Source organism: Paenibacillus sp. H1-7, from assembly GCF_022354825.1.
Lineage (GTDB): Bacteria > Bacillota > Bacilli > Paenibacillales > NBRC-103111 > Paenibacillus_S.
Genome location: NZ_CP031168.1, coordinates 8,053,344 through 8,079,675 on the forward strand (window position 1 = coordinate 8,053,344; position 26,332 = coordinate 8,079,675).

Sequence of the window (26,332 nt, forward strand, 5' to 3'; positions counted from 1 at the left end):
TCCCATTTGTGCTTGTACCTGTTTATGATTAAGTCAAGAAACGGGAATTTCAGCTTTCACATAGATTGGATGGAGGGTATTATGAAATTCGACAACGGAAAAGTAAAAGACGTCCAGATCGCCTATATCGGCGGCGGCTCGATGTATTGGGCCAAAAATCTGATCGCGGATCTGGCGCTGGACGACCAGCTGTCCGGGACGGTTCGGCTCTATGACCTGAACTACGCCAAAGCCAAAAGCAACGAGAAGCTGGGCAACTCGGTATCCGACTATGCCGAAGCCAAGTCCAAATGGACTTACAAGGCTTATGAAACAATAAAGGAAGCGCTCACCGGTGCCGACTTTGTCTTTATTTCCATTCTTCCGGGCACCTTCAACGAAATGTACTCGGACGTCCACGAGCCGGAGAAATACGGCGTTTATCAATCGGTTGGAGATACGGTAGGTCCCGGCGGCTTGGTACGGGCGCTGCGCACGATTCCGATGTACGTGGAATTCGCCCAAGCCATCGAGCGCTATGCTCCCGATGCATGGGTGTTCAACTATACGAACCCGATGACCTTATGTACGAGAACATTGTACGAGGTATTTCCTAAGATCAAGGCGTTCGGCTGCTGCCATGAAGTATTCGGCACGCAGGGCTTGCTTGCCCGGATGCTAGGTGACTTGGAGGGCATCGAAGGCGTGCACCGCAGCGAGATTAAAGTGAACGTCCTCGGGATCAACCATTTTACATGGCTTGATCATGCCACCTACCAAGGAACGAACCTGTTCCCGCTGTACCGCCAATTTGTAGAGAAATATTATGAAGAAGGCTATGAGAACAAGAAGGATGCGTGGGTAACGAACACGTACACCGCCGCCAACCGGATCAAATTCGATTTGTTCAAACGGTACGGATTAATCGCGGCTGCAGGAGACCGCCATTTGGCCGAGTTCATGCCGCCATGGTATTTGAAAGACCAGGACACGATACGCAAATGGAAATTCAGCATTACGACGGTGCAGAGCCGGATGGACAAGCATGTGGAGACCGAGCAATGGTACAACAAGCTGATTTCCGGCGAAGAGAAGCTCCCGCTGAAGCATTCCGGCGAAGAGGAAGTGCGTCAGCTCAAAGGGCTCATCGGCATTGAGGAATTCGTAACGAACGTCAACCTGCCGAACACCGGACAGATGAAAGGCGTTCCTATGGGCGCAGTAGTCGAGACGAACGCCGTATTCTCCTCCGACAGCCTGCGTCCGGTTATCGCCGGTGAGCTGCCGGTCGAGGTGAACAATCTGGTGCTGCACCACATTTTGAACCAGGAAACGACGCTGAAGGCGGCGCTGAGCAAAGACAAGCATTTGGCGTTCCTCGCCTTCGTGAACGATCCGCTCGTCCGAATCGACCGTGACAGAGCCGAGGAGCTGTTCCACAACATGCTCACCAACACGAAGAACTATCTTCCGGGCTGGAGGCTGTAATCTCACAACTATTGCATGCGGGCATTCTTGTAGCCGAAACGATGGCGATAAGGATGCCTGCTTTCTATTTCCCAAGGATTTAGCGAACGATTTGTGAAGATCGGAACAAATACGCCTGTTTTGCGTTAATAGAGTAGGGGATGGAAACATTTTATCAAAGGGATTCACCCTTCGCTGCCGAATGGTTGATAGACGGCACAAGATGCATGCGAAGGAAAGAAACAGAAGCCGAAGGAGGATACGCAATGTACGCAGTTCAAAGAATGACCAAATATACCGCACTGATCATGATGGCCGTGCTCTTGTGGTGTACGAGCCTTGTGCTGCCGGCGCCCCACGCCTTGGCGTTCAAGTACGGTTTCCAAGGAGCTCCGACGGATACGGTTGGCGTGACCAGACCGACCATCGTATTCTATTTCCAGACGGATATGACTCAAGCGCCGTCAACCTATACGATGTCTTTAAACAATAAGAACGTCAGCGCCGTGTATGATGCAGCCAACGGAACGTTCAAGTATACGCCGGATACCGATTTGCAGCCCGGGGAACACACGGTACGCATGCTGATTACGTACAAGGGCTACGAGCCGATAGAAAAATCATGGTCCTTCACCGTGGCGAAGGATGCCCAAAAGCAATTCGCCTCTGCGGACTCGGCACAGCTGGAGGCGTTCGCCGCATTGAACGATTTCAGGGTGCTGTACGGGCTTCCTTCTGTCAAAATGAACGATCAGCTGAATGCCAGCGCTACGGCACACGCGAAATATTTGGATGCCAACGAAGTCAAGCAAAGCAAAGGAAGCCAGGAGAGCCTCCACCTTCAAACTCCAGGGAAACCGCAATTCATTGGCAAAACCCCTCTGGAGCGCGCCGCCTACTTTGGTTATACAGCTAAAGTGGGAGAAGATGCCGCGTACGTTACCGGCCCGATAAAGGAGGCCATCGATCTGCTGTTCGACGCCCCTTATCACCGGACTCCGTTCCTCGATCCTAATGTGACAGAGGTCGGCTTAGGCAGAGTCGGAGACTATACCATCATCGAATTCGGCTATGCGACCACACCGGTCAACCAGCTCGTCGTTTCTCCGGCAGCCGGTGACCGCTATGTGCCTACTACGTTCGAAGGCAACGAAGACCCGGACCCGCTCCGCATTCATTCCGGTTCGGTGTATCCGGTAGGCTATCCGATTATGGCCCAATATTACGGCTCCGATACAGATAAGGTGAAGCTGGCCAGCGCCGAGGTGACGGACGGCAGCAAGCAGAAGGTTGATACGTTCGTTAATACGCCGGATAACGACGACAGGCTGACGAATGCTTTTATTATTATGCCGAGCAAGCCATTGAAGCCGAATACGACCTACAACGTGAAGCTGAGCTTGCAGGTCACCCATGCTAATGGAACGACATCGACCGAGTCGAAAGAGTGGAACTTCACAACGGAGCCTACGCCGGGACTGGGCAGAATGAAGCTGCACGACAATGCGGCAGCATACAAGAGCTCCGCGCTGACGCCCGTACCATTCCAGCATACGGCTACCTTCGGCTTGGACGACAGCATCTATCGCGTCGATGGCGCGAGCTTCCCTATGAAGCGGAAGCCTGCGATAGACGAGGGCTTCTCGTACTTGTATATCCGCGATCTTGCCGCCGCTCTGGGAGCCGAGGTCGATTGGGACAAAACGAAGCGCGCCGCGATTTATACGAAGGACAACCTGACGGTGACTCTGTACACGGACAAGAGCGAGTACGAAATCAACGGCCAGCTGAAGCAGACCGGCACGCCTGCCCGGCTGATCGGAGAAAACACGATGGTTCCCGTCCGCTTGCTGGCCGAGGTGCTAGGCGCCAAAGTCGACTATATCGATGCGACCCGCACGGTGAAAATAACTTATTGATGTGAGAAAAACGTCTATCGACGTCCTTTCACAGAGGAGCGACCGCGTTAAGAGGTTGTTTTTATCGCCAAATAGAATTTTTACATCCGATGACCTCGGAATCTTATAAATTCTATTGTGGTAAAAAAAACTCCGCCTGCAGCGACTTGCTGCGGACGGAGTTTTTCGTTTGTTCGTCCCGATAGAGCCCGTACTAACCAAATGACGTCCGAGCCCGTTACTGTTATTTGCTGCCATTATACTATCTCCTGCAGTTATTGGGTACTCTTTTATCTCCTTGGCCAATATATTCGCCGCTGCAAATGCTAGAATCCGGGCATATCCTGATAGTACCTTCACCGGGGAGGTGAGCAGCTATGGGCAAAAGAAAACGACAAAAATCCATCAATAACGCGAATGCGGAAATCGATAAAAGCCGAACCAAGTTCAAGTCTAGGCAGAGCGCCAACGCCTCTGTGAACCAAGGCGGCAACGCCTTTGCCATCAACGCCAATGAATTGGGCATTATCCGAATTCGTCCAGGCTCGCACTAATGCTTCGCTAAACCAACGATCCGCCTGCTGCTGAAAAATAAGCCGGGTAAATTGGGCGCTGTGCCGGTTTATCCGGTTTTGCATTGAACTGAGAACAATTATCACTTATCTTCCATTGTAGTATAGCTGAAGTACAGGTTCAATCGGCAAACAGCCGTGCGGGAGGAAATCTTCAGACTCAGGAGAAAACGCCGAAAAACAGCAGGGGAAGGGACGTCGAAGGCACGATCAAATCCAACGGATATGGGTCGCAGATCATAGGACATGCTGTGGATAATTATCTCTGTGGATATGTTGACAAAAGAAGCGCTGCTTATACATAATCCGCTCTTATGGGCTGTGAACACTGTGCATAAACTTGTGGATAAAGGAAAAAAACTCAAAGTCCGGATCCGGTCCGAGACTCTGAGTTTCTTTTTTACTGCTGCGGAGCCGACGTTTTCAGCCGGTTCAGCTGCTCCTCGATCAGCGCGTTGCGGGAGGCTGCAGCCGCCGCTTTCATTGATTCGGCGATTTCGATTTGCGCTTCCTTCTGCAAAATCGTCGCCTCAATACGCTGGAAGCCGCGCGATGCGGAGCCCGTATCTACACCCGAGCTGAGGCTCGGCATTGATGCAGCGGCCTTTGCCTCCGTCTTCCGCGCACGGGCGGCCAGCTCCTCGCGCTTCGCCTGCATCGCTTCGTACTCCGCCTTCGCCTTGTTCAGCTGCTGGGCCAGCTCGCCCGAACGCTGCCTGGACTGCTCGTAGGCTTGTGTGTATTCCGAAGCTTTTTCCAAATAGGTCAGCTTCGCTTCCAACGCTTGACGCGCTTCGACCGAACGGTCGTCCTGTACGGCTTGAGCCGCTTTATGCTCGCTTTGCTCCGCAAGACGGTTGCACTCGGCGATTTGCTGCTCCAATCTCCGTTCTGCGGCCGCTTCTCTAATAAGCGCCTGCTCCACAGAGTGGATTTCTTCCTCCATGCTCCGCAAATAGTGATTCATCATCATGACCGGCTTTTCCAGCTTGTCCAGCGCCTCATTCGCCGCCGCTTTCGATATGTCGAACAATCGTTTCAATACTCCCATAGTTTTTATCCTCCTCATAATTTGGCTATTAAAATGAAATTATAGAACGTAGTAGCGTTTTTCCGTCAGCAGGCTGGCGATGAAATACAGCAGTACGGTAGTCCCGAAGCTGCAAAACGCTGCGATAACCATCAGGATGCGGACCAGTGTGGCGCTGATGCCCAAATATTCGGCCAAGCCTCCGCATAATCCGGTCAACCGGCTGTTCGTCGAGGAACGGTACAATTTTTTCATATGAATCTTCTCCTTTTCATCTATTATCATCATTCGTTGTTAACTTTTTCGTGAGGCTGTTTCTTATGTCGCTTGCTTATGTCCTTATTGTAGTATGCGGGAGCGCCCTGCAAAACGGACCGGCGACGGTATTTGAGCCTAGCCTTTAGACGGGGGACCGTTCTGACCTTGGGCGGGATGTTGGGCAGCGGATGCCAAAACGGCGTCCTGCGACCCGGTCCGAATCTGCATTTAAACGTCCATTATTGTCCGCATGAAGCCCAGCCGAACGCAAAAAAGCCCCTTCTTTGCAGAAAGGGACTTCAAAAAATGTTCTGTTCAAACGAAATGCCGTTCATGCAGGAATCGGTTTTACAAAAATTAATCAAGCCGTCCGGCTGCCCATAGGCATGCCGACAAAATGAGCTTGCGAACCTCGGGATGCTGCAAGGAATTTGCATTATGTCCGGGCATGAGCGATACGATTCGGCCGCGGCCCTCATGACGGACCCATGCCGCGGGATAAGCGACTCCGTCCTGCCGGTATTCCACAATCACCTGCTTCTCCGTACTCTCCAGCATTGCGTATCGATAAGGCTCGTCCTCCGACTCGAACGGCTCCAGCTCCCGTACAATGGGGTGGAGAACGGCGTTACCCTCTTCTACCCGCTGGAAGGAGAGCTTTTGATAAGGCGGGTGGCCGATAAAACGCGCGCCGATCAGCTCATGCAGCTTGTCGTAAATGCTTAGCGAGACGCCGGTATGGAGCACGACCAAGCCTCCGCCGTTCCGTACGAACGAAATCAGCCCTTCCGCCTGTTCCTCCGTTACCGCCGCATCCCATCGGTCCGTATAGGCGACGAGCAGCTCATAGTCGCGACTCCGTTCGGCCAGAAGCACATCATAATCTTCGGTGAACGAAACGTTCAACGGACCGGAGAGCATCGTCTCCAGGTCTTTCTGCACCCTGCTCAAAGGATGGTACTTCATCCTCTCCTCGTCTCCCAATACTACAGCTCTTATTGCCTCAACGTTCGATAATGTCATGGTTACCCTCCTAATTGAATATTTCTGCAATCCGGCCGGTCCCATCCGGCAAACATCATCACACCTATGTATTCCGCAAATCACCGCCATTTTCCTTTGAGAACCAGCCCTTGGCCTTGTACGTTCTTTTCTGGAGTCACCACAACGGCCTCAAGGTGTCCTACGCTGTGGATATCTATTTTTGTGGATATGTTGATAGTGACAGGCAAACTTATGCACACTCTGGTCCCGGAGTCTGTGGAGATTGTGAATAACATTGTGGATAGTAAAAGAGCACATAGGACAATAAATTAGCCTATTGAGCAATTCGCCCGGTTGGTGTAAGATCGTCCCACGAGTGCCGAACGGGCCCAGACTTTTCACCCAGATCCGAGACCTAATCATCGTCCAAAGCGAAAGCGTCTCATGACGCTGCGGCTCTCTCCTGCTATCCGACACGTTTCATAAAAAGAAAGGGAAGTGACCCCATGAGTAAAGAAGCCCGTCCTGCTGTACAAGCGGCCGAGTATGCTCCCTTAGCGGAGCTGACATTGGAGCATGCCGCATTAATTCAATCGATCGGCCAACCGGCCGTGCTTCGGCCCGGAGACGCTCTGCCGGCACTGCGCGTTCGTGCCGCCGCTGCCATAAGCGTCACGGTGGAGCTTGTGCACGCTCCGGCAGAGCGTATCATTGCCCGGCTGCCTGAAATAGCCGTCGCTGAAGGCCAAGATCGCCTGCTGCCGCTCGAAGGCGCTGTCCGGGAACACGGCCTCTACGAGATCCGTGTGCAGCTGGACGCCGCCGGCCGGGCGCCTGCTTACGACAGCTTCATGTTCGCCGTCATGAGCGAAGAGAGTCTGGCCCCGGACCAAAGCCGGCTGGCCTATATGAACGAGAGCGGGAACCTGTCGTACGTTCCCGACTTCAAAGGCAACCGCATTGCCGATTTCTCCAATTGCGGCTATATGGGCGGCGGCGTCCGTCTGCCGGAGGCGCCGGTCCGCCTCGACATCGCGCCCTCGCCTGAAGAGGGCGATGACACCGAGCGCATCCAGCGCGCTATCGACGAAGTGGCCGCCCTGCCGATCGGCCGCGACGGGCTGCGCGGCGCGCTGCTGCTGAAGCGAGGAACGTACCGTATCGCCGGTACGTTGTTCATCCGCGACAGCGGGGTCGTGCTGCGCGGCGAAGGCCAAGGCGAGGACGGAACGGTCCTGCTCGCCACAGGCGCAACCAAGCGCGACCTGCTGCAGGTGACGGGAGGCGGCGCCCCACGCCCGCTGCAGGAGACCGCGACGCCGATCACCGACTTGTACGTTCCAGTCGGAGCAAGGACGTTCCACGTCGCCGATGCCGGCTGTTATTCGATAGGCGATACGGTATCCGTAATCCGGCACGGGAACGCAAGCTGGATTTCCGCGATCGATATGGATACGATCACCCCTCGTCCTAATGCCGGGGGTACGAAGCAGTGGGGCCCGTTCGATCTCGCCTTCGACCGCGTCGTTACCTGTGTTGAAGGGAACCGGGTCACAGTAGACGCTCCGCTAGTTAACTCGGTAGAGCACCGCTGGGGAGGCGGCACTCTCGTCAAATACGAAGCGCCGGACCGCATTGAGCAGGTAGGCATCGAGAACCTGCGCGTCGATTCGGAATTTAATCCGGATATTAAGGACTCGCAGGTGGATGGCAAAGCGGATTTTACGGAGCCTTATTATGCTGATGAAACGCACGCCGTCAACTTTGTCGTACTGAACTACGTTCAGAACGCTTGGGTCCGCGATGTGACCGGGTATCACCTGGAACACTCGCTCGTCACCATCGACCGCTACGCGAAATGGGTGACCGTCCAGGACTGTACCGTCCGCGACATGGTCAGCATCATCACCGGAGGCCGGAGGTACTCGTTCCATGTGACAGGCCAGCTGAATCTCGTGCAGCGCTGCGATACGGAAACCGCCCGTCACGCCTTCGTATTCGACTCGCATGTGTGTGGTCCGAACGTGTTCCTAGACAGCGAATCGCGGATCGATTTCAATGCGAGCGAGCCGCATCACCGCTGGTCTGTCGGAGGCTTGTACGATAACGTCAAGGCGGTGATCTACATTCGCGACAGAGGCTGGATGGGCAGCGGACACGGCTGGGCGGGTGCCAACTACGTCGCCTGGAACACCGAAGGCGATCTGACGCTGCAGCAGCCTCCCACAGCGCAAAATGTTTCGGTCGGACACGTCGGCCCGCAGACGCCTCCGTTCCTGCCGAACAAGCACGATATGCGCCCTCGCCAGGACGGCTTCTGGGATCGCTACGGACAGCACGTCAAGCCGCGCAGCCTGTACCTGCAGCAGCTCGCAGAGCGTCTCGGCGAGCAAGCGTTGCGGCAAATTGCCGATCCGCAGCAATACTGAGCACGCTAAAAAGCACCGTTCCCTGCGTGGGAAACGGTGCTTTTTCTAACTCTGCTGCCGCATGGCTACAGCTTCGCCGACGGCTGCTGCTCTGCATACGGCGGCGCAACCCGGCGAAACGCAGGCTTCCGCCCGTACGTTCCCGCCCTCCAGAGCCACTCTGCCGGCCCCATCCGGTAATGGCGGAACCATACCTTACTTACCGCGATTTGCGCCGCGAAAATGACGATACAGTACATGGTGCCTGCCCACAGCGGAATCTGTCCCGCGTAGCTCCGTACGAACTGCAGCACGATCATCGTAACGATCGTCTGGGTCAAATAATGGGTCAACGCCATTCTACCGACGGAAGCCAAGCCTTGGAAGCGGCTTTCGCTGTACCGGTGAAGCAGCCTCAGCAATGTGCATACATAGAAGACAGCCATCGTCTTGCCGCTCAAATACGTGAAATGGTACATCGCTTCAGGATAATAAGCGTCATACGCTCCAAAATACCGGAGCATCGGAATGAACAGCACAGCCGACACCGCGAGAGCGATCCATTGGACGCGCCGTACGACAGCCGGGTTCCACCGGTCGCGGTCGAACCAGCCCTTTTTGCCGGCATACACCCCGAGCAGAAACAGCCCCAACACCTCGAAGCTCCTCAGCAGCGCATTGGCGATGCCGGCACCGAGCAAATATCGAAGCCGGTCGCCCATATCCGGAAGCTGTGTGAACAAAGGTTTACTGATCTCACCCGAGAGACTGCTCTGATAGACGGACACCGACACGAGGACAATCAGGACAGTAAACAGTGCGAGCAAGGATAAGGCCCAGATCAGAACGGTTTTGGGTGTGCGCTTGTAAAACGGCATCAACAGAAACCCTATGATGGCATACGTATACAGCACGTCCCCGAACCAAAGCAGCACCGCATGCGCGATTCCGAACAACAGCAGAAGCAGCAGCCTGCGGGCAAACAGCCTCTTCGGGCGCAGTCCTTTCCGCTCGGCGCTCTGCATGAACAAATAAAATCCAAGCCCGAACAAGAAAGAGAAGATCGTATAAAATTTCGTCTGAAACAACATGTCGTACAGCAGACGAATGACGGCGTCGAAGCCGGAATGAACCGGGATAAAGGAGCCTCCGCTGCCGATCATTTCAGGAACATTGACGATGAAGATGCCCATGACCGCGAAGCCGCGTATGACATCCAGCGCAACAATCCGCTCTCCGGCGGGCTGCAATGCATTCATCGACCCAACTCCCCTCTCTATCCAGCTTTCCGGCTAAAGCAGCTCCGGATCGGCTTTCTTTCTCTACTTGCTCCTTGTATCTACATCGAGAATATCCAGCATGAAGACAAAGATCGGAATCCCGAGAATTAAGCCCCATACCCCAAGGTAATGCTCGGAGAAAACAAGAACGATGAACGTATAAAACATCGGCAGGTTCATTTTGGCCGACATCAGCTTCGGATTGAGAAGATATCCTTCAAACACATGCAGTATAGCGATCATGGAAACGACATAGATGATCATCACCAAGCCGCCGATATTATAGCCGATGATGCATAATGGAATGAGTGAAATGACAAATCCGACTACGGGAATGAGGCTAAGCAAGAAGATCATAATGGACAGGGCAAACAAGTATGGAAAGCCCAGCACCCACAGTCCGATCACGGTAAATACCGTATTGCAGATCGCTATTAATACTTGAGCTTCGATTACCTTGCCGAACGAGAGAATGAACTTTTTTCCGAAATATTCCAGCTCCTCGTACAGCCAGGAAAGCTTGCTCGTTTTGAAACGGGACGTGAAGGCGACGATTCTCTTTTTTTCGAGAACAAAGACAAGACTCAATATGATGGCGAGCACGAAGGTCGTACCCCAATTGCTGATTCGGAACACATATTCAAAGCCCTGCTTGACGTAGGATTGCAGATTGAGGTCTTTCAAGGTCCGGTAAATATATTGGGAAAATTCATCCTGGGGAACCGGCATCACGGTCAGTCCAACCAGAATATCTTTGATTTGCTTGATCTGAACGAGCACCTTGGGCAAATAGTTGACTATCGAAATGACCAGCGTAGTAATTAAAATCAAATAGAGCAGAATAACGATAACCTTGCTGTTAATCTTTATATATTTATTGATTCGCTTGGTCAGCGCTTCCTGAAGACTGTTCATAATATAAGCGATCAGGAAGGTCAACAGAACCAGGTTAAGCATGTCCCTTATGCTGAACAGCAATAAACATATAATGGCAAGAATAGCAAATCGCCGAACCGTTAAATTAGCAAAAAACCGCCGAACCGTTTCCATCCATTCATCTCCATTTCAAGTAGTCAGCTATTTTGTCCTACCTCCTAGTTTACAGCAATGAAAATGGTCATGGCAATTCCCGCTTTTTCGACAAAAAGAAGAGCCGCCTCCCTCCCGGGCCGATGGCTCTTTAGACCTAGCTCACGGAGCTTCCGAACGTGACTTCGCTTTTGCCTGCGAGAGGAACCTCTATCGTAATCTGCGTTCCGGCGCCTACTTCACTTTCTATCCGCATACTGCCGCCGTAGCTGTCCAGGATTCGTTTGCACACGGCAAGTCCCAAGCCTGTCCCGCTTTTTTTCATAGTGAAGAACGGAGTCAAAATTTTATCCAGCACTTCCGGAGGCATCCCTTTTCCGGTATCTCTTACGAGCAGCAGGGCGGTTCCCTCTACGGCCTCCGAGGCCAAATGCAGCTGACCTCCCGAATCCATCGCTTCCAGCGCATTTTTGACAAGATTCAGCACGATTTGCTTGAAATGGTCTTTGGACACCTTGACCCAAACGGATTCCTCTGTCATTTGAAAAGATAATTGTACGTTATACATATGAGCTTCCGATTCGATGAGAGGAATAATTTCTTTGAGGATTTCGTTCAAATCGTTCGTTTCTTCAATGATTACCGTCGGTTTGCCAACGATCAGCAGCTCGCTTACGATGGTATTTATCCGGTCGACCTCATTCTGGATTAACGAGAAATAATACTGGTCCTTGCTGTCCTTATACTTGGCGCTGAGCAAGGAGATGAACCCTTTGATCCCTGTAAGGGGATTGCGGATCTCATGCGCGGTGCTTGCGGCGATCGTTCCGATCAGCTTCAGCTTTTCCGCCTCATTCTGCTTCAGCTCCTGCGCCAGCTTCTGCTTGCTCCTGTACGATTGGATCAGCATGAATAAAATCGTCGCGACAACAAACGCCGTCAGCAAATGAAACAGGAAAGGGATCATAACCAGCCCTGCGTAATCGAACGAAACGACCGATTTCACTTTCCATGGAACGACTTCCAGCTTCATGTAGGACGCTGCCGACTTGGCCTCGGGTACCAGGTCTTCCGATTGAACCAGGATCAGGTTATTCTCGTCAATCAGCTGTACGAATTCCCCGTTCGACAGATCGTTAATGACGTTCTCCATCTCGTTAAGCTGGACGCTGCCGATCAGAATACCGCTCAGCTCCCCGAAATGATTCCTTACCGGCGTAGCGAGGGAAAAAATATATCTTCCGGTCACTCTCCCGAAATGGGCCTCCGAAATACGGGTTTTCCCCGTTTGGATCGCTTCCTGGACGTAGGGACGGTCTATCAGGTTCACCTTATCCGTCAGCACATTGGAGCTGACAATGATGTCCCCTTCGGTATTCAGCCAGTAAAACCCTGAGAATCTCGCGTCTTTGGTATGCGTTTTATATAAAACTTGTTCAATTAACGATAGGTTGTCTCCCTGATCGCTCATAAGGACCGCCATACTTTCCAGCCGGCCTATCGTCTCGCTTATGAAGCTTTCGATATACAACGCCTGAAAGCTGGAATGGCTGCGCGCTTCCGCCTCCAGCTCGGCATGTACTTGCTTCGATTTGTAGTCTAAATAAAACGGGCTTAGGAGCGCCAAGGGCAATAAGACTATACATACGTACAAGAAGAAATTCCTTTTATTAAAAGCGCGTTTAAGCTGCTTGTGCATAGGGAACAAATCTCCTTAGCTCAGGTAGGGATATGTGTATCATACCATCTGCCCTGGGGTGCAACAATAATATTCGACACGGTCTGTTTTAACTTCTTATCAAATGGAAAAAAAGAAGACCACCGGTCCGAAGACCGATGGTCCTTTGAAGTATGCACTGGGGGTCGCCCCTTATCCGCTGGCAAACGTTCCTATCCGATCGGCTTCCTGCCGGTCAGCGGTCAGGCAACCGTCAAAATGACAGGTGCGCCCCTCGTAATAATGATGGTGTGCTCGTGCTGCGCCGCCAGGCTATGATCGGGCAATCGAAGCGTCCACCCGTCCGGCTGCTCCAGAACATAGTCGGCGCCGGTGGTCAGGAACGGCTCGATGGTGATGACCTGCCCCGCTCTCAAAGTCCGCTGATCCTGCTTGTTATATACGGGAGCGATCTGCGGTGCTTCGTGAACGGAACGTCCGACGCCGTGGCTGCACAGGTTTTCGATGACGGCATACCCTCCGCGCTTCGCCTCGGCCTGGATGATCCTCCCTACCTCGTTCAGCTTCACTCCATGCCGGAGCGCGGAGATCACTTTCATCATCGTATCGTGGGTATGCCGGCACAGCCGCGTGACGTCCTCGCTGTAAGGAGCGACCTGGAACGAGTGGCCCGTATCGGCGACATAGCCGTTCTTTTCGGCGCAGACGTCGATGTTGATCAAATCGCCCGGCTGAATGACCGTATCCCCTGGAATACCGTGCGCGATATCTCGATTGATACTGATACAGGTATGTCCGGGAAAATTAAAGTTGCGCTTCGGTGCCGAGAAGGCGCCGTGGCTTTGAAGAATGCTGCCTCCCAGTTCATCCAGCTCCTTCGTCGTCATTCCCGCTTTGGTATTTCGCTTCATCTCCTGCAGCGTAACCGCTACAATGCGGCCGATGTCCTTTAGCCCGTCTACATCCTGTTGAGAACCGATAGTCATATGCATCCCTCCCGATATTCGCTTGCATATTAGCTTATTCCACAAGCTTCCATATTGCTTCTAGCTTACCGTACGGTAAGTAAAATGTCAAGCGGTGCTTCGTGAATCTTCGAACATAGAGAGAGGATGCAGCGCTTTATGACCGCACCCCATGCCCTGCTCCGCCCTATCCCATAGCTGCAGCAAGACGGGGACGGCTGTTCTCTTCCCCCATATACCAGAACATGCCCTGGTCCGTCATCACGGACGGGTAGCCCATTTGCCGCAGCATGGCCGTAATGTTGCCGCGATGATAGGTGGCGTGGCTGACCACATGCATGACGATTTCGGCATAGCTTGTTTCTCTGATGTAAGCGTAAGGGTTATCCAGGGTGATCGTCCGGTCCATATCCTGCTGCTCTTGAAAAAAGGCTTTGTACTCCTCCGCCAGCTCTGCGTACAATCGTTCCATTTCCTCGATGTTTCGGGCCTCCGTCTCATTTTTAACCGGCCCAATCTCGGCCATGGCTTCCCTTATGCTTCTTCCTTTCATCACGTCTAACCACAAACGATCCGTATTATATACATGAGCCATCACCGTCGAGACGGTAGGGAAGACGCTTTTGACCTCCATTTCGTAAACTTCCTCCGGAAGCTGCTTTACATGCGCGAGCATCGTCTTGTTCGCCCATACATGATAGATATACATATTTACAGCGTTCGTCGTCATTTGGAACACTCTCCTTAGCGGTTTATTGTATATGGGCTGCCTGCCGGCCCTGATCTCTTATCTTGATTTCAGTGTACAAAAAAAAGTATGACAGCTGCGTGTCATACTTCGGAATACCGTTTCATCATATTTTCTATTTTCGCTTTGACGGCTGTCCTCAGCTCCTGCGGCCGTACCACATCTGCGTCCTCGCCAAAGCTGAGAATGGTCGATATCAGCCAATCCGCTTTCGCGGAGCTGTAAATTTTCAATCCCATTGTGAGCGAGCCGTCCTCATGGAACGTCTTCTCCGCATCGAAAAAGAAATCCATCGCCCGTGCCAGGCTGTCCGAGGAAAAATGGAGGACGACTTCGTCCATGTCCTCTGCGCGGGTTTCCCATGAACGCCTGGCTTCCTTCGGAGCCGACTCCTGGTGATAGTCCGCAAAGTACTCGGTCGACGAGACGAGCTCCGCCATCCGGGATATTCTGAATTCCCGGTAGTCCTTGCGTCCCCGGCAAAAGCCGTACAAGTACCAGGAATTGTATTTATACATGAGCCGGATCGGCTCTACCGAACGGCCGGCTCTTTCGTTCTTCGCGTTGATGTATTCGAACCGTACGACGCGACGGTCGGTAATCGCGGTTCGCAGTACACGCAGTATCTCGTTATAAGCGCGCCGGTTGCCGATGTCCATCGACAGGCTCGGCGTCTGGTGATTTTGGATCGTTTGCAGCTTGTTGATCGTTTCCATGGCGCGGTCGTCTTCGAATACGGTGGACATACTGTGCAAAATCGTAATGAGCGAGCCGACGTCGTAGGAGCCGAGCAGGCTTTTGTCCATCTTGTATTCTTCCATGATGCCGTAGCCTCCGTTGACGCCCTGATACGATACGACAGGGATGCCGGCGGCGCATATCGCCTCGATATCGCGGTAAATCGTCCGTTGCGATACGTTATATTTCTCAGCCAGAGCCGAGGCCGACAGCACTTCGTTGTTCAACAGCATGTAGATCATGGAAATAAGCCGTTCTAATTTCATTCCGTTCCCCCTTTTAGATGGATCGGACGGTCAAATCCCGAAACGCTGCTTCGGCCGTGCCCGTCTTGCTATGTGCCGTCACAGCAAGCCCGAGCAATACGTCACGGGAGAGCTGCGTACGGTAAATCGAATACGGCTTCCACTCCGAGCCGTCGGCGCTGTAAAACGATTGCAGGCTGTCCCCGGACCGCTGCAGCCTCAGCCATGTATGCGGATACTGTACGGGGAATGCCGGCGGCTCCGTCGTATAGTCGTCGGGGTAGATGGCAGCGGAGCCGCCTCCGGCTGCTTCGCGGAATTGGAATTCGTAGCCTCCGTTATTTTTGTTGCGGGGGCTGTTGTCGGGAAATACTTGAAAGAACGCATGCGCACTGTCGGCCACGAGCGACTCCCGAACCATAATGCCCGCCTTCGTATACAGGTCGGCGCTGCTTAAGCTCTCCAGCCGAACGGTCACTTCGAAATCGCCGCTGGCCTCGGTGTATGCATAATGAAATTGATCCGATTTGCCCCATATGTCCTTCCCGCCCGCAACCACGTTGCAGCCGCCCGGCACCTCAACGGTAGAGCCTTGAAACTCCGGCTCGCCGATATCTTGTCCTGTAAGCTTGGCTATGCTCATTGCTATCCCCACTCTTCCCATACAGATTGGAAAACTATTTCAAATTATAGCAGACAGCTCGAGGGGCAACAATGCAGCAATCGGGAGCGAACAGCCCAAAAAAAATAGCATCCCTATGAAGGGATGCTTAAACTCTATACTTGGCCGGATGTCTCCAGCCGGATTCCTTTTCCAAGCCGCTCCGCTTCGCGCATATAATAAGAAGCGACGCCGATATCGAACACCGACAAGCCCATCGGGTTGAAGAACACCGTCTCCTCGCGATCGTATTGTTCCAGCGCCTGGCGGCATACGACATCGTTAATCGTGATTACATCCGATTCGTTCAAGCCGCAGCGCAAATGCATTTGCTCGATATCGGTGTTCTCCCGGCATATCTCCTGCCAATCGTCTACTACGATAGCGCGCAGACTAGCCGCACACTCCGGCTTGTAGTCTCTGAGCGACACGTTCAATAGCAGCGATCCGGGGGCAGGCGCCTCGTCAATATAGCGTTCCGCAGCAACGGTGCATGTCGCCATGACGTTGGATTGACGGTACACCGAACGCCAGTCGTCGGCAACCATCGTTATCGATCGGACCCCTTCCGGTATCGCTGTCCGGTCGACTCCTTTCATGTCGTACAGAATGACCTGCTCGAGCTGCTCGCGCCATAAGGAGGAGAACATCTCCAGATGGAGCCGTCCGATCGGCCCCCACCCGATTATGCCGAGTCGGATGCCGGTCTCCGGTCTGGCCGCCATATAGGCGCGGGTCATAACCCCGCTGACCGCTGCGGTCCGCAAGCCGTTCAACAATCCGCTTTGAAAAAAGGCAAGCGGTGCACCGGTAGCGGAGTCGTTCAAAATAATCGTATTATGAGCACGCGGAAGCCCGTGGATATAGTTGTTCGGGAAGCCGGCAATCCACTTGATTCCCGCCATGTCGACGGAGCCTCCGACGTAAGCAGGCATGGCTATAATCCGGTTGATCGGATCGCGAAAACGCAAATAAGGCTTCAGTGGATGAACGCAGTCCCCTTCTTCTTTAATCCGGATTACCGTTTCAATGACGTCGACCAGCTTCCGCCAATCCGTTCCGATCTCGCGCAAATGGCCATCGTGCAAGTAAATCATAGTTCGCCTCCCAGAGATGAACGCGGGTCGAAGCCAATTTCCTGTCGTACCCATTCGTCGTTATATACCGTGCTAAGATATCGTTCTCCGCGATCCGCCAATATCGCAGCGCATACCGCCCCTTCCGGCAGCATAGGACTCATCCCGCGAATGGCCGCAATTACGCCGCCAGACGATGCGCCCGCCAAGATCGACTCGTACCGGACCAAATCCCGGCAGCCCTCCACGCAGTCTCTGTCGGACACATAGACGACTTCGTCTGCCATATCCGGCATGAATAGCCCCGGCACCATACCGGCTCCGAGCCCCGGAAATTTGCGCGGGCCCTTCTCCCCGCCGAAAATAACACTGCCTGCCGCATCGACCGCCACAATCTTGGTGGACCACTGGCGCTCCCGGATATATTCCATACATCCGCGTATCGTCCCGCAGGAGCTAACCCCGCAAAACAAATAATCGATAGGCCCGAGCTGCTCCCCAATCTCGGTCATCGTCGTCCGCGCGTGGGCCAAATAATTGTCAGGATTGCCGTACTGATTAGTCCAGTAAGCATTGGGAATGGTGCGGACCAGCTCGCCTACTCGGCGGATCCGTGCCGTTAAAAATTCTCCTGTTACGGGGTCCGGTTGATCTACTAAATCAATTTCCCCGTGAAAGCTGCGAATGATCTGCTTATGCTGCTCCGTCGTCCGGGGGTCGACGACACATATAAAACGAATGCCCAAATACCGGCATAATTGGGCGAGACTGATTGCCAGGTTGCCCGAGCTTGATTCAATAACGACGGTATTGCTAGTGACTTCTCCGCGACGTACCGCCTCTCTGAGCATATACAGCGCGGGTCTGTCTTTGGCGCTGCCGCCCGGATTCATCCACTCCAGCTTGCCGTATACCTGAAACGGCGCATCCTTGAACAACTGCTGGAGCCTGATTAATGGAGTCTTGCCAATGGCCTCGACGATGCCTCCCTCAAGCTTCACCTTCATTCCTCCTCCATGCTCTCCCAAGCTTTAGAGAAACCGTTACTCATAGCTAATTTTCTTATTTTTTACCGAGCTCCGATGGACTGCATCGTCGAAGCTCTCACCGATGACCTGGATTCCGCCCAATATTCCCGCCTGGATCATCATGCCGATTTCGGGAATCCGGTTTTCTACATCATGACGAATGCTCTCGAGCACCGCTTCCGGCACATTATCCCCATGCACATGGACGCACAGCGCATTCCCCGCTACCTTTACCCGAACCGCCGCCTGCTGCAAATGACGGTAGACGACGTCCTCGATGTCGTAGATGCTAATTTTTTCCCCATGCTTCAAATCCGGGCCAATTCGTTTGACAATACTTTGGAAGCTTTGCTGCAGACGGCCGTCTACCGTTATCGGACGAAGGTCGCGAACGACGTCGTAGGTAACATAGCGCAGCGCGGGAAAAGCTTCCCTCACCTCGGAGGTAAGCACAAGCACCTGCTCCTCCGGATCCGACAAGGGCTCCAGCCCGTCCCCTATCGACTCAGCGCTAACCCCTTCCGCGATGATTCCCTCCGCAAATAAATAACGCTCATGCTCGTGCGAATAATACGCGATAGTCCCTATCTCAATGGACCCGTACGTATCCGTAATATCGCGAGCATCGATCCCTAACCGTTTGGCCGTTTGAGAACGCCAGCCCGGGGAGGCGATTTCTCCTACCAGAACGACACGGCGGATACCGTAAGCCGCCGGATCCTCCGATGCAAGGAGAATGCGGTCCAAGATGGAAGGCATCGTATACAGCACTTCAGGCCTGAAGGCGGACAGCTTCTCAATATGCTGCTCAATGGGAGAACGGAACGATATGGATTCGACTTCCATGCCCAGTCGCCGAAATACATCCACCGCTGTCGCTTCCGCATGTCCTGTGCCCATGTCGGCCAACGCCGACCGGTATACCTCGCTTCCCAGCACCGCCCGGAATACATCGAGCTTAATCCGGACGTATTCCTCTTCATCCCGCTCCGTGTAATAAATCGCTTTCCTGCGCCCAGAGCTTGTACCCGATGTTTGATACTTATAGAGGTCAGTTCGCAAAGCCAGCCGGTTATCGGCCGAATAATAATGAGCTTCCAGCATCGAAGCGTTCACAAGCGGCAGCTGCTCCAAAGCGGAAGGCGGCCCCTTGCTCGTTAGTTGGGAGGCAAGGTTGTGCGCATACCAAGGGAATTGTCCGGTCATGCGATCCACGATAAGCTGAAGCCGTTCCGGCAAACTCATCTGCTCTTCTTCCTTTCCCTTCAATGTTAGCCTATATCTTGTACTACATAGGACTGTATAGCATATGTGACTGACTCCCTTTGCGTTCTGCATTTTGGGGCAAGTCGGCCAACTATGGGTGACAACCTAACACGCAACGAATGCCTGCTTCGTATGATGTATGGCTAGTATGACCATATGCTCTGAGGAAAGAGGTTGCATGAATGAAAAATAACCGGATTCTCATATCAAGCAAGCTGAAGAAAACGCGCGTCGTTTTGCGGGATCACCGCTTGGCTCGCTATGTCCCGTCCACCCGAACTTACAGCAAGGCTCGCCTGCGGAAAATGCTGGATCGTTATCATCTCGTCTATATGAAGCCGAATCGGGGATCGCTCGGAGTCGGGGTTATGCGGGTGGAGAAACGAGGAGGTACTTACAAGTACCAGGCCGGCACGAAGAAGCGTACCTTCTCTTCCTTCCGTGCTATGGTTTCATCGCTCCAGCAACGGGTCAGAGGCAAATCGTATTTGGTGCAAAAAGGGATCCGGGTGCTGAAACGCAACCGGCGCCCCTTCGACTTCCGGGTTGTCATTCAGAAAAACCACCATGGTGTATGGGAGCCTACAGGTGCGGCCGGTCGTGTTGCCCATCCACGCAAGGCGGTGACGAACGGCAGTCAAGGCGGAACGATCTTCTCCGTGCAGAAGCTGCTCAGGCCCCACGCCGGATCGTACCGAAGCTACAAGCTGATGAAGAAAATGAATCGGATCGCAAGGCTTACAGCCACCCAATTCAGCAGAGCTTATCCGGCCGTGCACGAGCTCGGGCTCGATATTGCTGTCGACCGCAATCTGTATCCATGGATATTGGAGGTTAACACGAGTCCAGATCCCTGCCCGTTCACAAAGCTCCGCGACAAGTCGATGATTCGGAAAATTGTAGCCTACGGCCGCGCTAACGGCAGAAGATACAGTCTGCACTGCAGCAGAGCCAAATCCGGCCGCTAACAGGTACGGGAACAAAACCTCTCCGCCGTTTGGCGGTCATTAAAGGGCAATTGGCACGAAGCTGACAATAAATGGGCAAGCACCTTTTGGGCGCATCGGTAATACGATATGTTATGTCACTAGACATTAGCCCAGACAGAAAGGTGTGTCTGATCATGAAGGGAACTACCCGGAACTATTATGCAGGCGGCAACACCGCCCGCGGCTTTACGAGCCTTTTTGAAAGCTCACTGCAAGGATTGGATCGGATTTTTATATTAAAAGGGGGACCGGGCACCGGCAAATCGACCTTGATCCGTTCCATCGCCGATGATTTGGTCAATAGGGGCTATGATATTGAATTGATTCATTGCGCCTCGGACAACGGCTCTTTGGACGGCGTCATCGTGCCGGAGCTGAAGGTAGGCATTGTCGACGGCACCGCCCCTCACGTGATAGAGCCCCGGCTGCCGGGCGCTGTAGAGCAGTATGTCAACTTGGGGGAAGCATGGGATTCCGCCCGTCTGGGTGCTCACCGCTCTACCATCGAACGATTGAACGGGGAAATAAGCCAGGCTTACGAATTCGCCTATGCCGGCTTTGCCGAGGCGCTGCGCATTCATGACGAATGGGAAGCCTTTTATATCGATAACATGGATTATCAAGCAGCCGATGAGCTGACCGACGAATGCAGAAGCCTGTTGTTCGGCGACGGCAAGCTGGATAAGGCGAGCCGGGTGGATCACCGTTTTCTGGGAGCGGCTACGCCGGCAGGGGCGGTTGATTTCGTCCCGAACTTGACCGAAGGGCTGTCCCGGCGTTATTTCATCAAAGGCCGTCCCGGATCGGGCAAATCGACCATGCTGAAGAAGCTCGCTTCGACCGCCATCGAGCGCGGGTTCGATGTGGAAATATACCACTGCGGCTTTGACCCTAACAGCCTGGACATGGTCATTGTGCGGGAGCTCGGCTTCGCCATCTTCGACAGCACGGCTCCTCACGAATATTTCCCGGACCGCGAAGGCGACGAGATTATTGACACCTATGTCCGCTGTATTAAGCCCGGAACGGATGAAGCGCACGCAGATGCCCTGGACGATATCAAGCAGCGTTATTCCGCTCAGATGAAGCAGTCGACGCGGTATTTGGCGCAAGCGAAGTCGCTGCACGACGAATTGGAGCGCATTTATATTTCGGCCATCGATTTTCGCATTGTGGACCGGATAAGGGAGCAAATCCGCGCCGAAATTACCAGCCTGATCGCGGTGGAAGGGTAATCGCACGGAAACCATTGGATAGCGCGGTCTGAATGTCCGCAACAAAAAAGAGCTCTGTGACCGCTTCCCGGTGACTGGAGCTCTTTTCCATTAATCACACCCCGGCCGATACGCCGGAATTGCGTACGGCTTCCTCCAGCCGGTCTTTTTGCAGCGGCTTGACTACGAAATCGATGGCCCCGCTGCGCATAGCCTCAAGCACCATATCCTTTTGCCCCATGGCCGAGCACATAATCACCTTCGCTTTGGAGTCCATCCGCTTAATTTGCTTCAGGGCTTCTATGCCGTCCATTTCGGGCATCGTAATGTCCATCGTCACCAGATCCGGCCTTACCTTCTCGTATAAATTCACAGCTTCCAGACCGTTGCGGGCTTCAGCCACTACATTCATTCCTAATTGCTCCATCAATCCGCGCATCACCATGCGCATGAACGCGGTATCGTCCACTACCATGACCGCCGCCATCCCTCGTCCCCCTTCAGCGCTGGAATTCCTTAAGCATCCAGTTTTTCAAAAACTTATTTTAATTTTAACAATGGCCTCTGAACAAAAAATGAACAAATCGCCATGCTGCGGCTCGCTGCAGAGTCCCTCCGCTTGTCTGTTCAGAAATTGTTTAGTTCCACGCGTTATAATGTAATTTTATAGAAACCTTTTCCGTCGCCATCGTCTCCGCGCTGCTTGTTATTCTAAAACCTGTCGCTTTTGAGGAGTGTTTAGATTATGCCAGTCGAAGGATGTACTATATACCATAGCTTGGCCCTCTCCGCCCCTGTCATTGTCCTGGGCTTGTATCATGCCTTCCAGAGCCCCTCGCCTTACCACGGTCACAGACACAAGCTGCTTCTGGGTACAGGGATGACGGTTATCGGCTCCATTATGCAGATCTATCCTTATTGGACCGGACTAGCCCCATTCCTGCTTTTTGGCGGAGCCTGTATGGTTGTCTTCCCTTTGCTCCTGATATGGAGAGCCCTGTTAACCGACCGGCGCCAGCTGGAGAGGATGGCCTATACGGACACGATGACCGGACTGCCTAACCGCAATAAAATGAATATGGATTTGGCCTCCCGCAAAGGCCGGGATACCATTGCCATTCTGTTTGTCGATTTGGACCATTTCAAAGCGATCAACGACACGTTCGGGCATCATATAGGCGATCGGCTCGTTCAGGAGGCAGGGGCTCGACTGCGCAGATTCGTCTCGGCAAAGCAGCAGGTTTATCGTATCGGCGGAGACGAGTTCGCATTCATTCTCATCGATTGCTGCGAGGAGCAGGCGGAGAGACTGGCGGATCGGATCGTACGTCAAATGAAAGAACCCTATTATCTTATGGAGCAAGAGCTTCATATTACGGCCAGTATTGGAGTCAGCATCGGTTCGGAGCAGAGCGCCGACAGGTCGCTTCTTATCCAACAGTCGGACCGTGCCATGTACAAGGCCAAGAGTATGGGCGGAAACCGGTACTGCATGAACAACGGCCCAATTTCCCCTTAATGGGCCTGAATCCGCCCGCCCTATCTCCATAAGGCTCAAGGCCTGGGCCGTAACCCGCGTTTCTCCTATATGCCTCCTCTACCCTTCGGACGAGAAGGAATCCTGTTCGATTTTGTCGAATTTCTCCATTATGAAGAAACGTACTCTGAAAACAACCCTTATCGTCGTCGCCTTTCTGATGGTGCTCGCTGGTGTCCGGATCGTTTGGAACAGCCAGCTTGCTATTCCGGATCACCCTCATGCCGCCCAGGGCGTGCTCGATTTGCGCAGCTGGGACTTTAGAGCGCATCCTATTGTCAAGCTGGACGGCCAGTGGGAATTTTACCCCGGTCATTTCGTACCGCCCGGACAGCCTTCCATCGCCAACAGGCCGGGTAAGCAGTATATACAGGTCCCTGGAAGCTGGACATCGGCTTTTCCGAATCCGGAAGCCTCGTACCGCTACGGAACGTACCGTCTGCAGGTTCTCGTTCCAGACGGCATGGAAACCTCCTTCGGCATCCGCACCACTTCTATCCGTTCGGCATCGAAGCTGTTCGTCAACGGGCACCTGGTCGGGCAAGCGGGGAATCCGGCGGCTGACGAAGCACAATATGTATTCAGGAACATTCCTTATTCCGGCGCTTTTACGCATGATGGGACTACGCTGGACATCGTCCTGCATACAGCTAATCCCGACTTTGTCGGAGAAGGAGGCATCCTTCAATCGATCCGGTTCGGGGAAGCTTCAGCCGTAAGCGGCTATGCAAGATTTTTTACAGGCTCTCAGCTCGCGGTCTGTCTCATTTTTCTCATCCACGCCATCTATGCGGTGCTGCTGTATTTTATCGTCCCGAAGCAAAAGCTCTCTCTTTCCTTCGCCCTGCTGCTCGTAAGTGCCGCGGTCTCCATCCTTGTCGACGACGAGAAGCCGCTGCTGACGTGGTTTCCGTTTAGCTACGAATGGTCGGTGCGGTTGATTTATTTGTCCTATACAAGCATCGCTGTCTGCTTGCTCCAATTGGGTAACCAATTGTTTCCCCTGCATCCCGGATACAGAATCTTTCGTCTATTGCAGCTTGCAGGTGCTGTCTATATTGCATTTATTATGATCGCACCGGCATCGCTTGTCTCGAAATCGATTCTCTTCCTGCTGGGGTTCGGTCTGTTAACGGATTTTATTTTTGGTGCGCTTATGCTGCATATGGTTATGAGGAATAAAGAGGACTCCATCTTCCTGCTGCTCGGAATTACGGCCGTTGTGTCCAGCGTACTCTGGGGCTGTATGAAAAATATATTCGCCATGGACGTCGGGCACTATCCGTTCGATATGGTCGCCGCCTTAATGGCTTTTGCATCGTACTGGTTCAAGCGGTATTTCCGGGCATCCACCCGTACCGAATCGCTCGCTATCCGGCTCCAAAGGGAGGATAAGCGCAAGGACGAATTCCTAGCCAACACGTCGCATGAACTGCGCAACCCGCTTCACGGCATTTTGAATATTGCACAAACCGTTCTCACCAACGAACAAGACCGCATGCAGGAGAGCAACAAAAAGCATCTGGAGCTGCTGATTACCGTAAGCCGTCGCATGTCCTACTTGCTGAACGACCTGTTAGATATGACGAGGTTAAAAGAAGGCCGCATCCGGCTGCACCTTCGGGACGTCGATGTCCGGTCCGTTGCCTCCGGGACCCTGGACATGCTCCGGTTTATGACCGACGGCAAGCCGATTCAGCTCCGTCTCGAGATACCGGACGCCTTCCCGTATGTAATGGCCGATGAGAACCGGCTGGTGCAAATGGTGTTCAATCTCGTTCATAACGCGATCAAGTTCACGAACGAAGGCAGCATCACAATCGGGGCGTATACCAAGAACCGACAGGCCTTCATCTATGTAGCGGATACCGGGAGAGGTATCGATCAGGACGCTATCGGCAGCATGTTCCAGCCGTACGAGCAGGCGGAAGAGGTCGTAGCGGCAACGGGAGGCGGTCTTGGGCTCGGGCTGAGCATATGCAAGCAGCTGGTCGAGCTGCACGGAGGGACGCTTACGGCAAGCTCCGTGCCGGGGCAGGGCAGCGTATTTACGTTCAGCCTGCCGCTTGGCGCCGGCATCCCGGCGGACGAGCTCTCGCACGCTCCCGAGGCTACTGCGACGGCACTGGCGATGGCAGAGCCACCGCAGCCGTACACGGGGTTCACCGAAGCCGCTCCGGCTGCGGCGCCGTCTTCGGCATCGTCCGGTCTGCAAGAATCTGCTGCTGCCGGCTCCGAGGGTCCTAATCTGCTGGTCGTTGACGACGACCCCGTCAATTTGAAAATACTGGAGGGCATGCTGTCCTCCGAGGGGTACAGCATTCACACCGCGGCGAACGGCACTGAAGCATTGTCTCTGCTGCGCCAAGGCAGCTGGAATCTGGTCATCGCCGACGTCATGATGCCGCAAATGTCCGGCTACGAGTTGACCCGCACCCTTCGTGCGCGCTACTCTTTGTCCGAGCTGCCGATTCTCCTGCTAACGGCTCGCAGCAATCCGGAGGATATAACGACCGGCTTCATGGCAGGGGCTAACGATTATGTGATCAAGCCGGTAGAATCGTACGACCTGCAAGCGCGGGTACGGTCGCTGCTCGATTTGAAGCTGTCCATTGAGGAAAGGTTGCAGATGGAAGCCGCATGGCTCCAGGCGCAGATCAAACCACATTTTTTCTTTAATACGATCAATTCGATATCCGTTTTGAGCGACCTGGACACGGAGCAAATGAAACGGCTGCTGGAGACGTTCGCCGATTACTTGCAGCAAAGCTTCGACTTCCGCAACTCCCGGCAGCTTGTCCCGCTGCGGCACGAGCTCGATTTGGTCCAGTCATACTTATCCATTGAGAGCGTGCGCTTCGGACCGAGGCTTGCGATTCGGTGGGAAGTGGAGGAGAGCCTGGACTTCCGGCTCCCTCCCCTGTCGATACAGCCTCTGGTAGAAAATGCGCTCGTCCATGGCATCCTGCAGAGTCCGCAGGGAGGAACCGTAATAATCCGGATCACAAGTAATCAGGACTATGCCGAAGTGGAAATTACGGATAACGGACCGGGGATGAGCAAGGAGCAGCTGGCCTCCATTCTCGATGGTCCGCTCGGCAAAGAACGGGGCATCGGATTGTTTAATACGAACCGCCGTTTGAAGCATCTGTACGGGGAAGGATTGTCTGTCCGGAGCATTCCCGGCGAAGGAACGGGCGTGATGTTTCGAGTATATCCGCTTGCTCTGCAGGACTCCTAGTCCTCTTTGCAGCGGGAAATGAAAAAGCACCGGCCTTCACG

General features: G+C 53.6%; 22 protein-coding genes. 8 read left to right on the top strand and 14 right to left on the bottom strand.

The annotated features are described in order from the left end of the window. Window positions 1-81 precede the first annotated feature (81 nt). From DVH26_RS35525 to DVH26_RS35535, 3 genes are all read left to right on the top strand, one after another. Window positions 82-1,467, top strand: a complete 1,386-nt coding sequence (locus DVH26_RS35525) for a family 4 glycosyl hydrolase (protein ID WP_239630300.1) — start codon at window positions 82-84, stop codon at window positions 1,465-1,467. Between the two features lie 245 nt (window positions 1,468-1,712). Then, on the top strand, window positions 1,713-3,365 hold the full coding sequence (locus tag DVH26_RS35530) for a stalk domain-containing protein (protein WP_239630301.1): 1,653 nt from the start codon (window positions 1,713-1,715) through the stop codon (window positions 3,363-3,365). A 356-nt stretch (window positions 3,366-3,721) separates the two neighbouring features. Further along, entirely contained in the window at window positions 3,722-3,898 is a 177-nt protein-coding gene (locus DVH26_RS35535) for a hypothetical protein (RefSeq protein ID WP_239630302.1), read from the top strand. A 418-nt stretch (window positions 3,899-4,316) separates the two neighbouring features. Here the strand turns inward: DVH26_RS35535 and DVH26_RS35540 are convergent, their stop codons facing one another. From DVH26_RS35540 to DVH26_RS35550, 3 genes are all read right to left on the bottom strand, one after another. Further along, window positions 4,317-4,967 (bottom strand): PspA/IM30 family protein, encoded by a 651-nt coding sequence (locus tag DVH26_RS35540; RefSeq protein WP_239630303.1) that lies wholly within the window; start codon window positions 4,965-4,967, stop codon window positions 4,317-4,319. A gap of 39 nt (window positions 4,968-5,006) precedes the next feature. Continuing rightward, complete coding sequence (locus tag DVH26_RS35545; protein WP_239630304.1) at window positions 5,007-5,201, bottom strand: PspC domain-containing protein; 195 nt, start codon at window positions 5,199-5,201, stop codon at window positions 5,007-5,009. 360 nt (window positions 5,202-5,561) lie between these two features. After that, window positions 5,562-6,227, bottom strand: coding sequence for a ThuA domain-containing protein (locus DVH26_RS35550; protein WP_239630305.1), 666 nt, complete (start codon window positions 6,225-6,227; stop codon window positions 5,562-5,564). A gap of 467 nt (window positions 6,228-6,694) precedes the next feature. Between DVH26_RS35550 and DVH26_RS35555 the strand changes: the two genes are divergently transcribed. Next, window positions 6,695-8,617 carry a glycoside hydrolase family 55 protein gene (locus DVH26_RS35555; RefSeq protein WP_239630306.1) on the top strand — a complete coding sequence of 641 codons (1,923 nt, stop codon included), beginning with the start codon at window positions 6,695-6,697 and terminating at the stop codon, window positions 8,615-8,617. A 65-nt stretch (window positions 8,618-8,682) separates the two neighbouring features. Here the strand turns inward: DVH26_RS35555 and DVH26_RS35560 are convergent, their stop codons facing one another. From DVH26_RS35560 to DVH26_RS35605, 10 genes are all read right to left on the bottom strand, one after another. Then, entirely contained in the window at window positions 8,683-9,855 is a 1,173-nt protein-coding gene (locus DVH26_RS35560) for a DUF418 domain-containing protein (protein WP_239630307.1), read from the bottom strand. Window positions 9,856-9,918: 63 nt separating this feature from the next. Then, window positions 9,919-10,926 (bottom strand): AI-2E family transporter, encoded by a 1,008-nt coding sequence (locus DVH26_RS35565; protein WP_239630308.1) that lies wholly within the window; start codon window positions 10,924-10,926, stop codon window positions 9,919-9,921. A 136-nt stretch (window positions 10,927-11,062) separates the two neighbouring features. Beyond that, entirely contained in the window at window positions 11,063-12,604 is a 1,542-nt protein-coding gene (locus DVH26_RS35570; RefSeq protein ID WP_239630309.1) for an ATP-binding protein, read from the bottom strand. A gap of 221 nt (window positions 12,605-12,825) precedes the next feature. Continuing rightward, window positions 12,826-13,569, bottom strand: coding sequence for a type I methionyl aminopeptidase (gene map / locus DVH26_RS35575; RefSeq protein ID WP_239630310.1), 744 nt, complete (start codon window positions 13,567-13,569; stop codon window positions 12,826-12,828). Between the two features lie 166 nt (window positions 13,570-13,735). Next, window positions 13,736-14,278 (bottom strand): DinB family protein, encoded by a 543-nt coding sequence (locus DVH26_RS35580; protein WP_239630311.1) that lies wholly within the window; start codon window positions 14,276-14,278, stop codon window positions 13,736-13,738. A gap of 101 nt (window positions 14,279-14,379) precedes the next feature. Continuing rightward, on the bottom strand, window positions 14,380-15,300 hold the full coding sequence (locus DVH26_RS35585; RefSeq protein WP_239630312.1) for a helix-turn-helix transcriptional regulator: 921 nt from the start codon (window positions 15,298-15,300) through the stop codon (window positions 14,380-14,382). Window positions 15,301-15,313: 13 nt separating this feature from the next. Further along, entirely contained in the window at window positions 15,314-15,922 is a 609-nt protein-coding gene (locus DVH26_RS35590) for a DUF1349 domain-containing protein (protein ID WP_239630313.1), read from the bottom strand. A gap of 134 nt (window positions 15,923-16,056) precedes the next feature. Next, the gene (locus DVH26_RS35595) at window positions 16,057-17,037 is read right to left on the bottom strand and encodes a 2,3-diaminopropionate biosynthesis protein SbnB (protein ID WP_239630314.1); all 981 of its coding nucleotides are present in this window, start codon (window positions 17,035-17,037) and stop codon (window positions 16,057-16,059) included. Further along, window positions 17,034-18,023, bottom strand: coding sequence for a 2,3-diaminopropionate biosynthesis protein SbnA (gene sbnA / locus DVH26_RS35600; RefSeq protein ID WP_239630315.1), 990 nt, complete (start codon window positions 18,021-18,023; stop codon window positions 17,034-17,036). The genes DVH26_RS35595 and sbnA overlap by 4 nt, the downstream gene beginning before the upstream one ends. 36 nt (window positions 18,024-18,059) lie before the next feature. Next, window positions 18,060-19,289 carry a phenylacetate--CoA ligase family protein gene (locus DVH26_RS35605; protein WP_239630316.1) on the bottom strand — a complete coding sequence of 410 codons (1,230 nt, stop codon included), beginning with the start codon at window positions 19,287-19,289 and terminating at the stop codon, window positions 18,060-18,062. 203 nt (window positions 19,290-19,492) lie between these two features. Here DVH26_RS35605 and DVH26_RS35610 point away from each other — a divergent pair, with 203 nt between their 5' ends. Both DVH26_RS35610 and DVH26_RS35615 read left to right on the top strand, forming a co-directional pair. Continuing rightward, window positions 19,493-20,278, top strand: coding sequence for a YheC/YheD family protein (locus DVH26_RS35610; protein WP_239630317.1), 786 nt, complete (start codon window positions 19,493-19,495; stop codon window positions 20,276-20,278). Window positions 20,279-20,433: 155 nt separating this feature from the next. Next, the gene (locus DVH26_RS35615; protein ID WP_239630318.1) at window positions 20,434-21,534 is read left to right on the top strand and encodes a PRK06851 family protein; all 1,101 of its coding nucleotides are present in this window, start codon (window positions 20,434-20,436) and stop codon (window positions 21,532-21,534) included. Between the two features lie 94 nt (window positions 21,535-21,628). On the opposite strand, the gene DVH26_RS35620 is transcribed toward DVH26_RS35615, so the two are convergent. Continuing rightward, window positions 21,629-22,000 carry a response regulator gene (locus DVH26_RS35620; protein ID WP_239630319.1) on the bottom strand — a complete coding sequence of 124 codons (372 nt, stop codon included), beginning with the start codon at window positions 21,998-22,000 and terminating at the stop codon, window positions 21,629-21,631. A gap of 258 nt (window positions 22,001-22,258) precedes the next feature. Between DVH26_RS35620 and DVH26_RS35625 the strand changes: the two genes are divergently transcribed. Further along, on the top strand, window positions 22,259-23,032 hold the full coding sequence (locus DVH26_RS35625) for a GGDEF domain-containing protein (protein ID WP_239630320.1): 774 nt from the start codon (window positions 22,259-22,261) through the stop codon (window positions 23,030-23,032). A gap of 130 nt (window positions 23,033-23,162) precedes the next feature. Continuing rightward, a complete protein-coding gene (locus DVH26_RS35630; RefSeq protein WP_239630321.1) occupies window positions 23,163-26,291 on the top strand; it encodes a hybrid sensor histidine kinase/response regulator in 3,129 nt (1,042 codons plus the stop codon). Window positions 26,292-26,332: the final 41 nt, after the last annotated feature.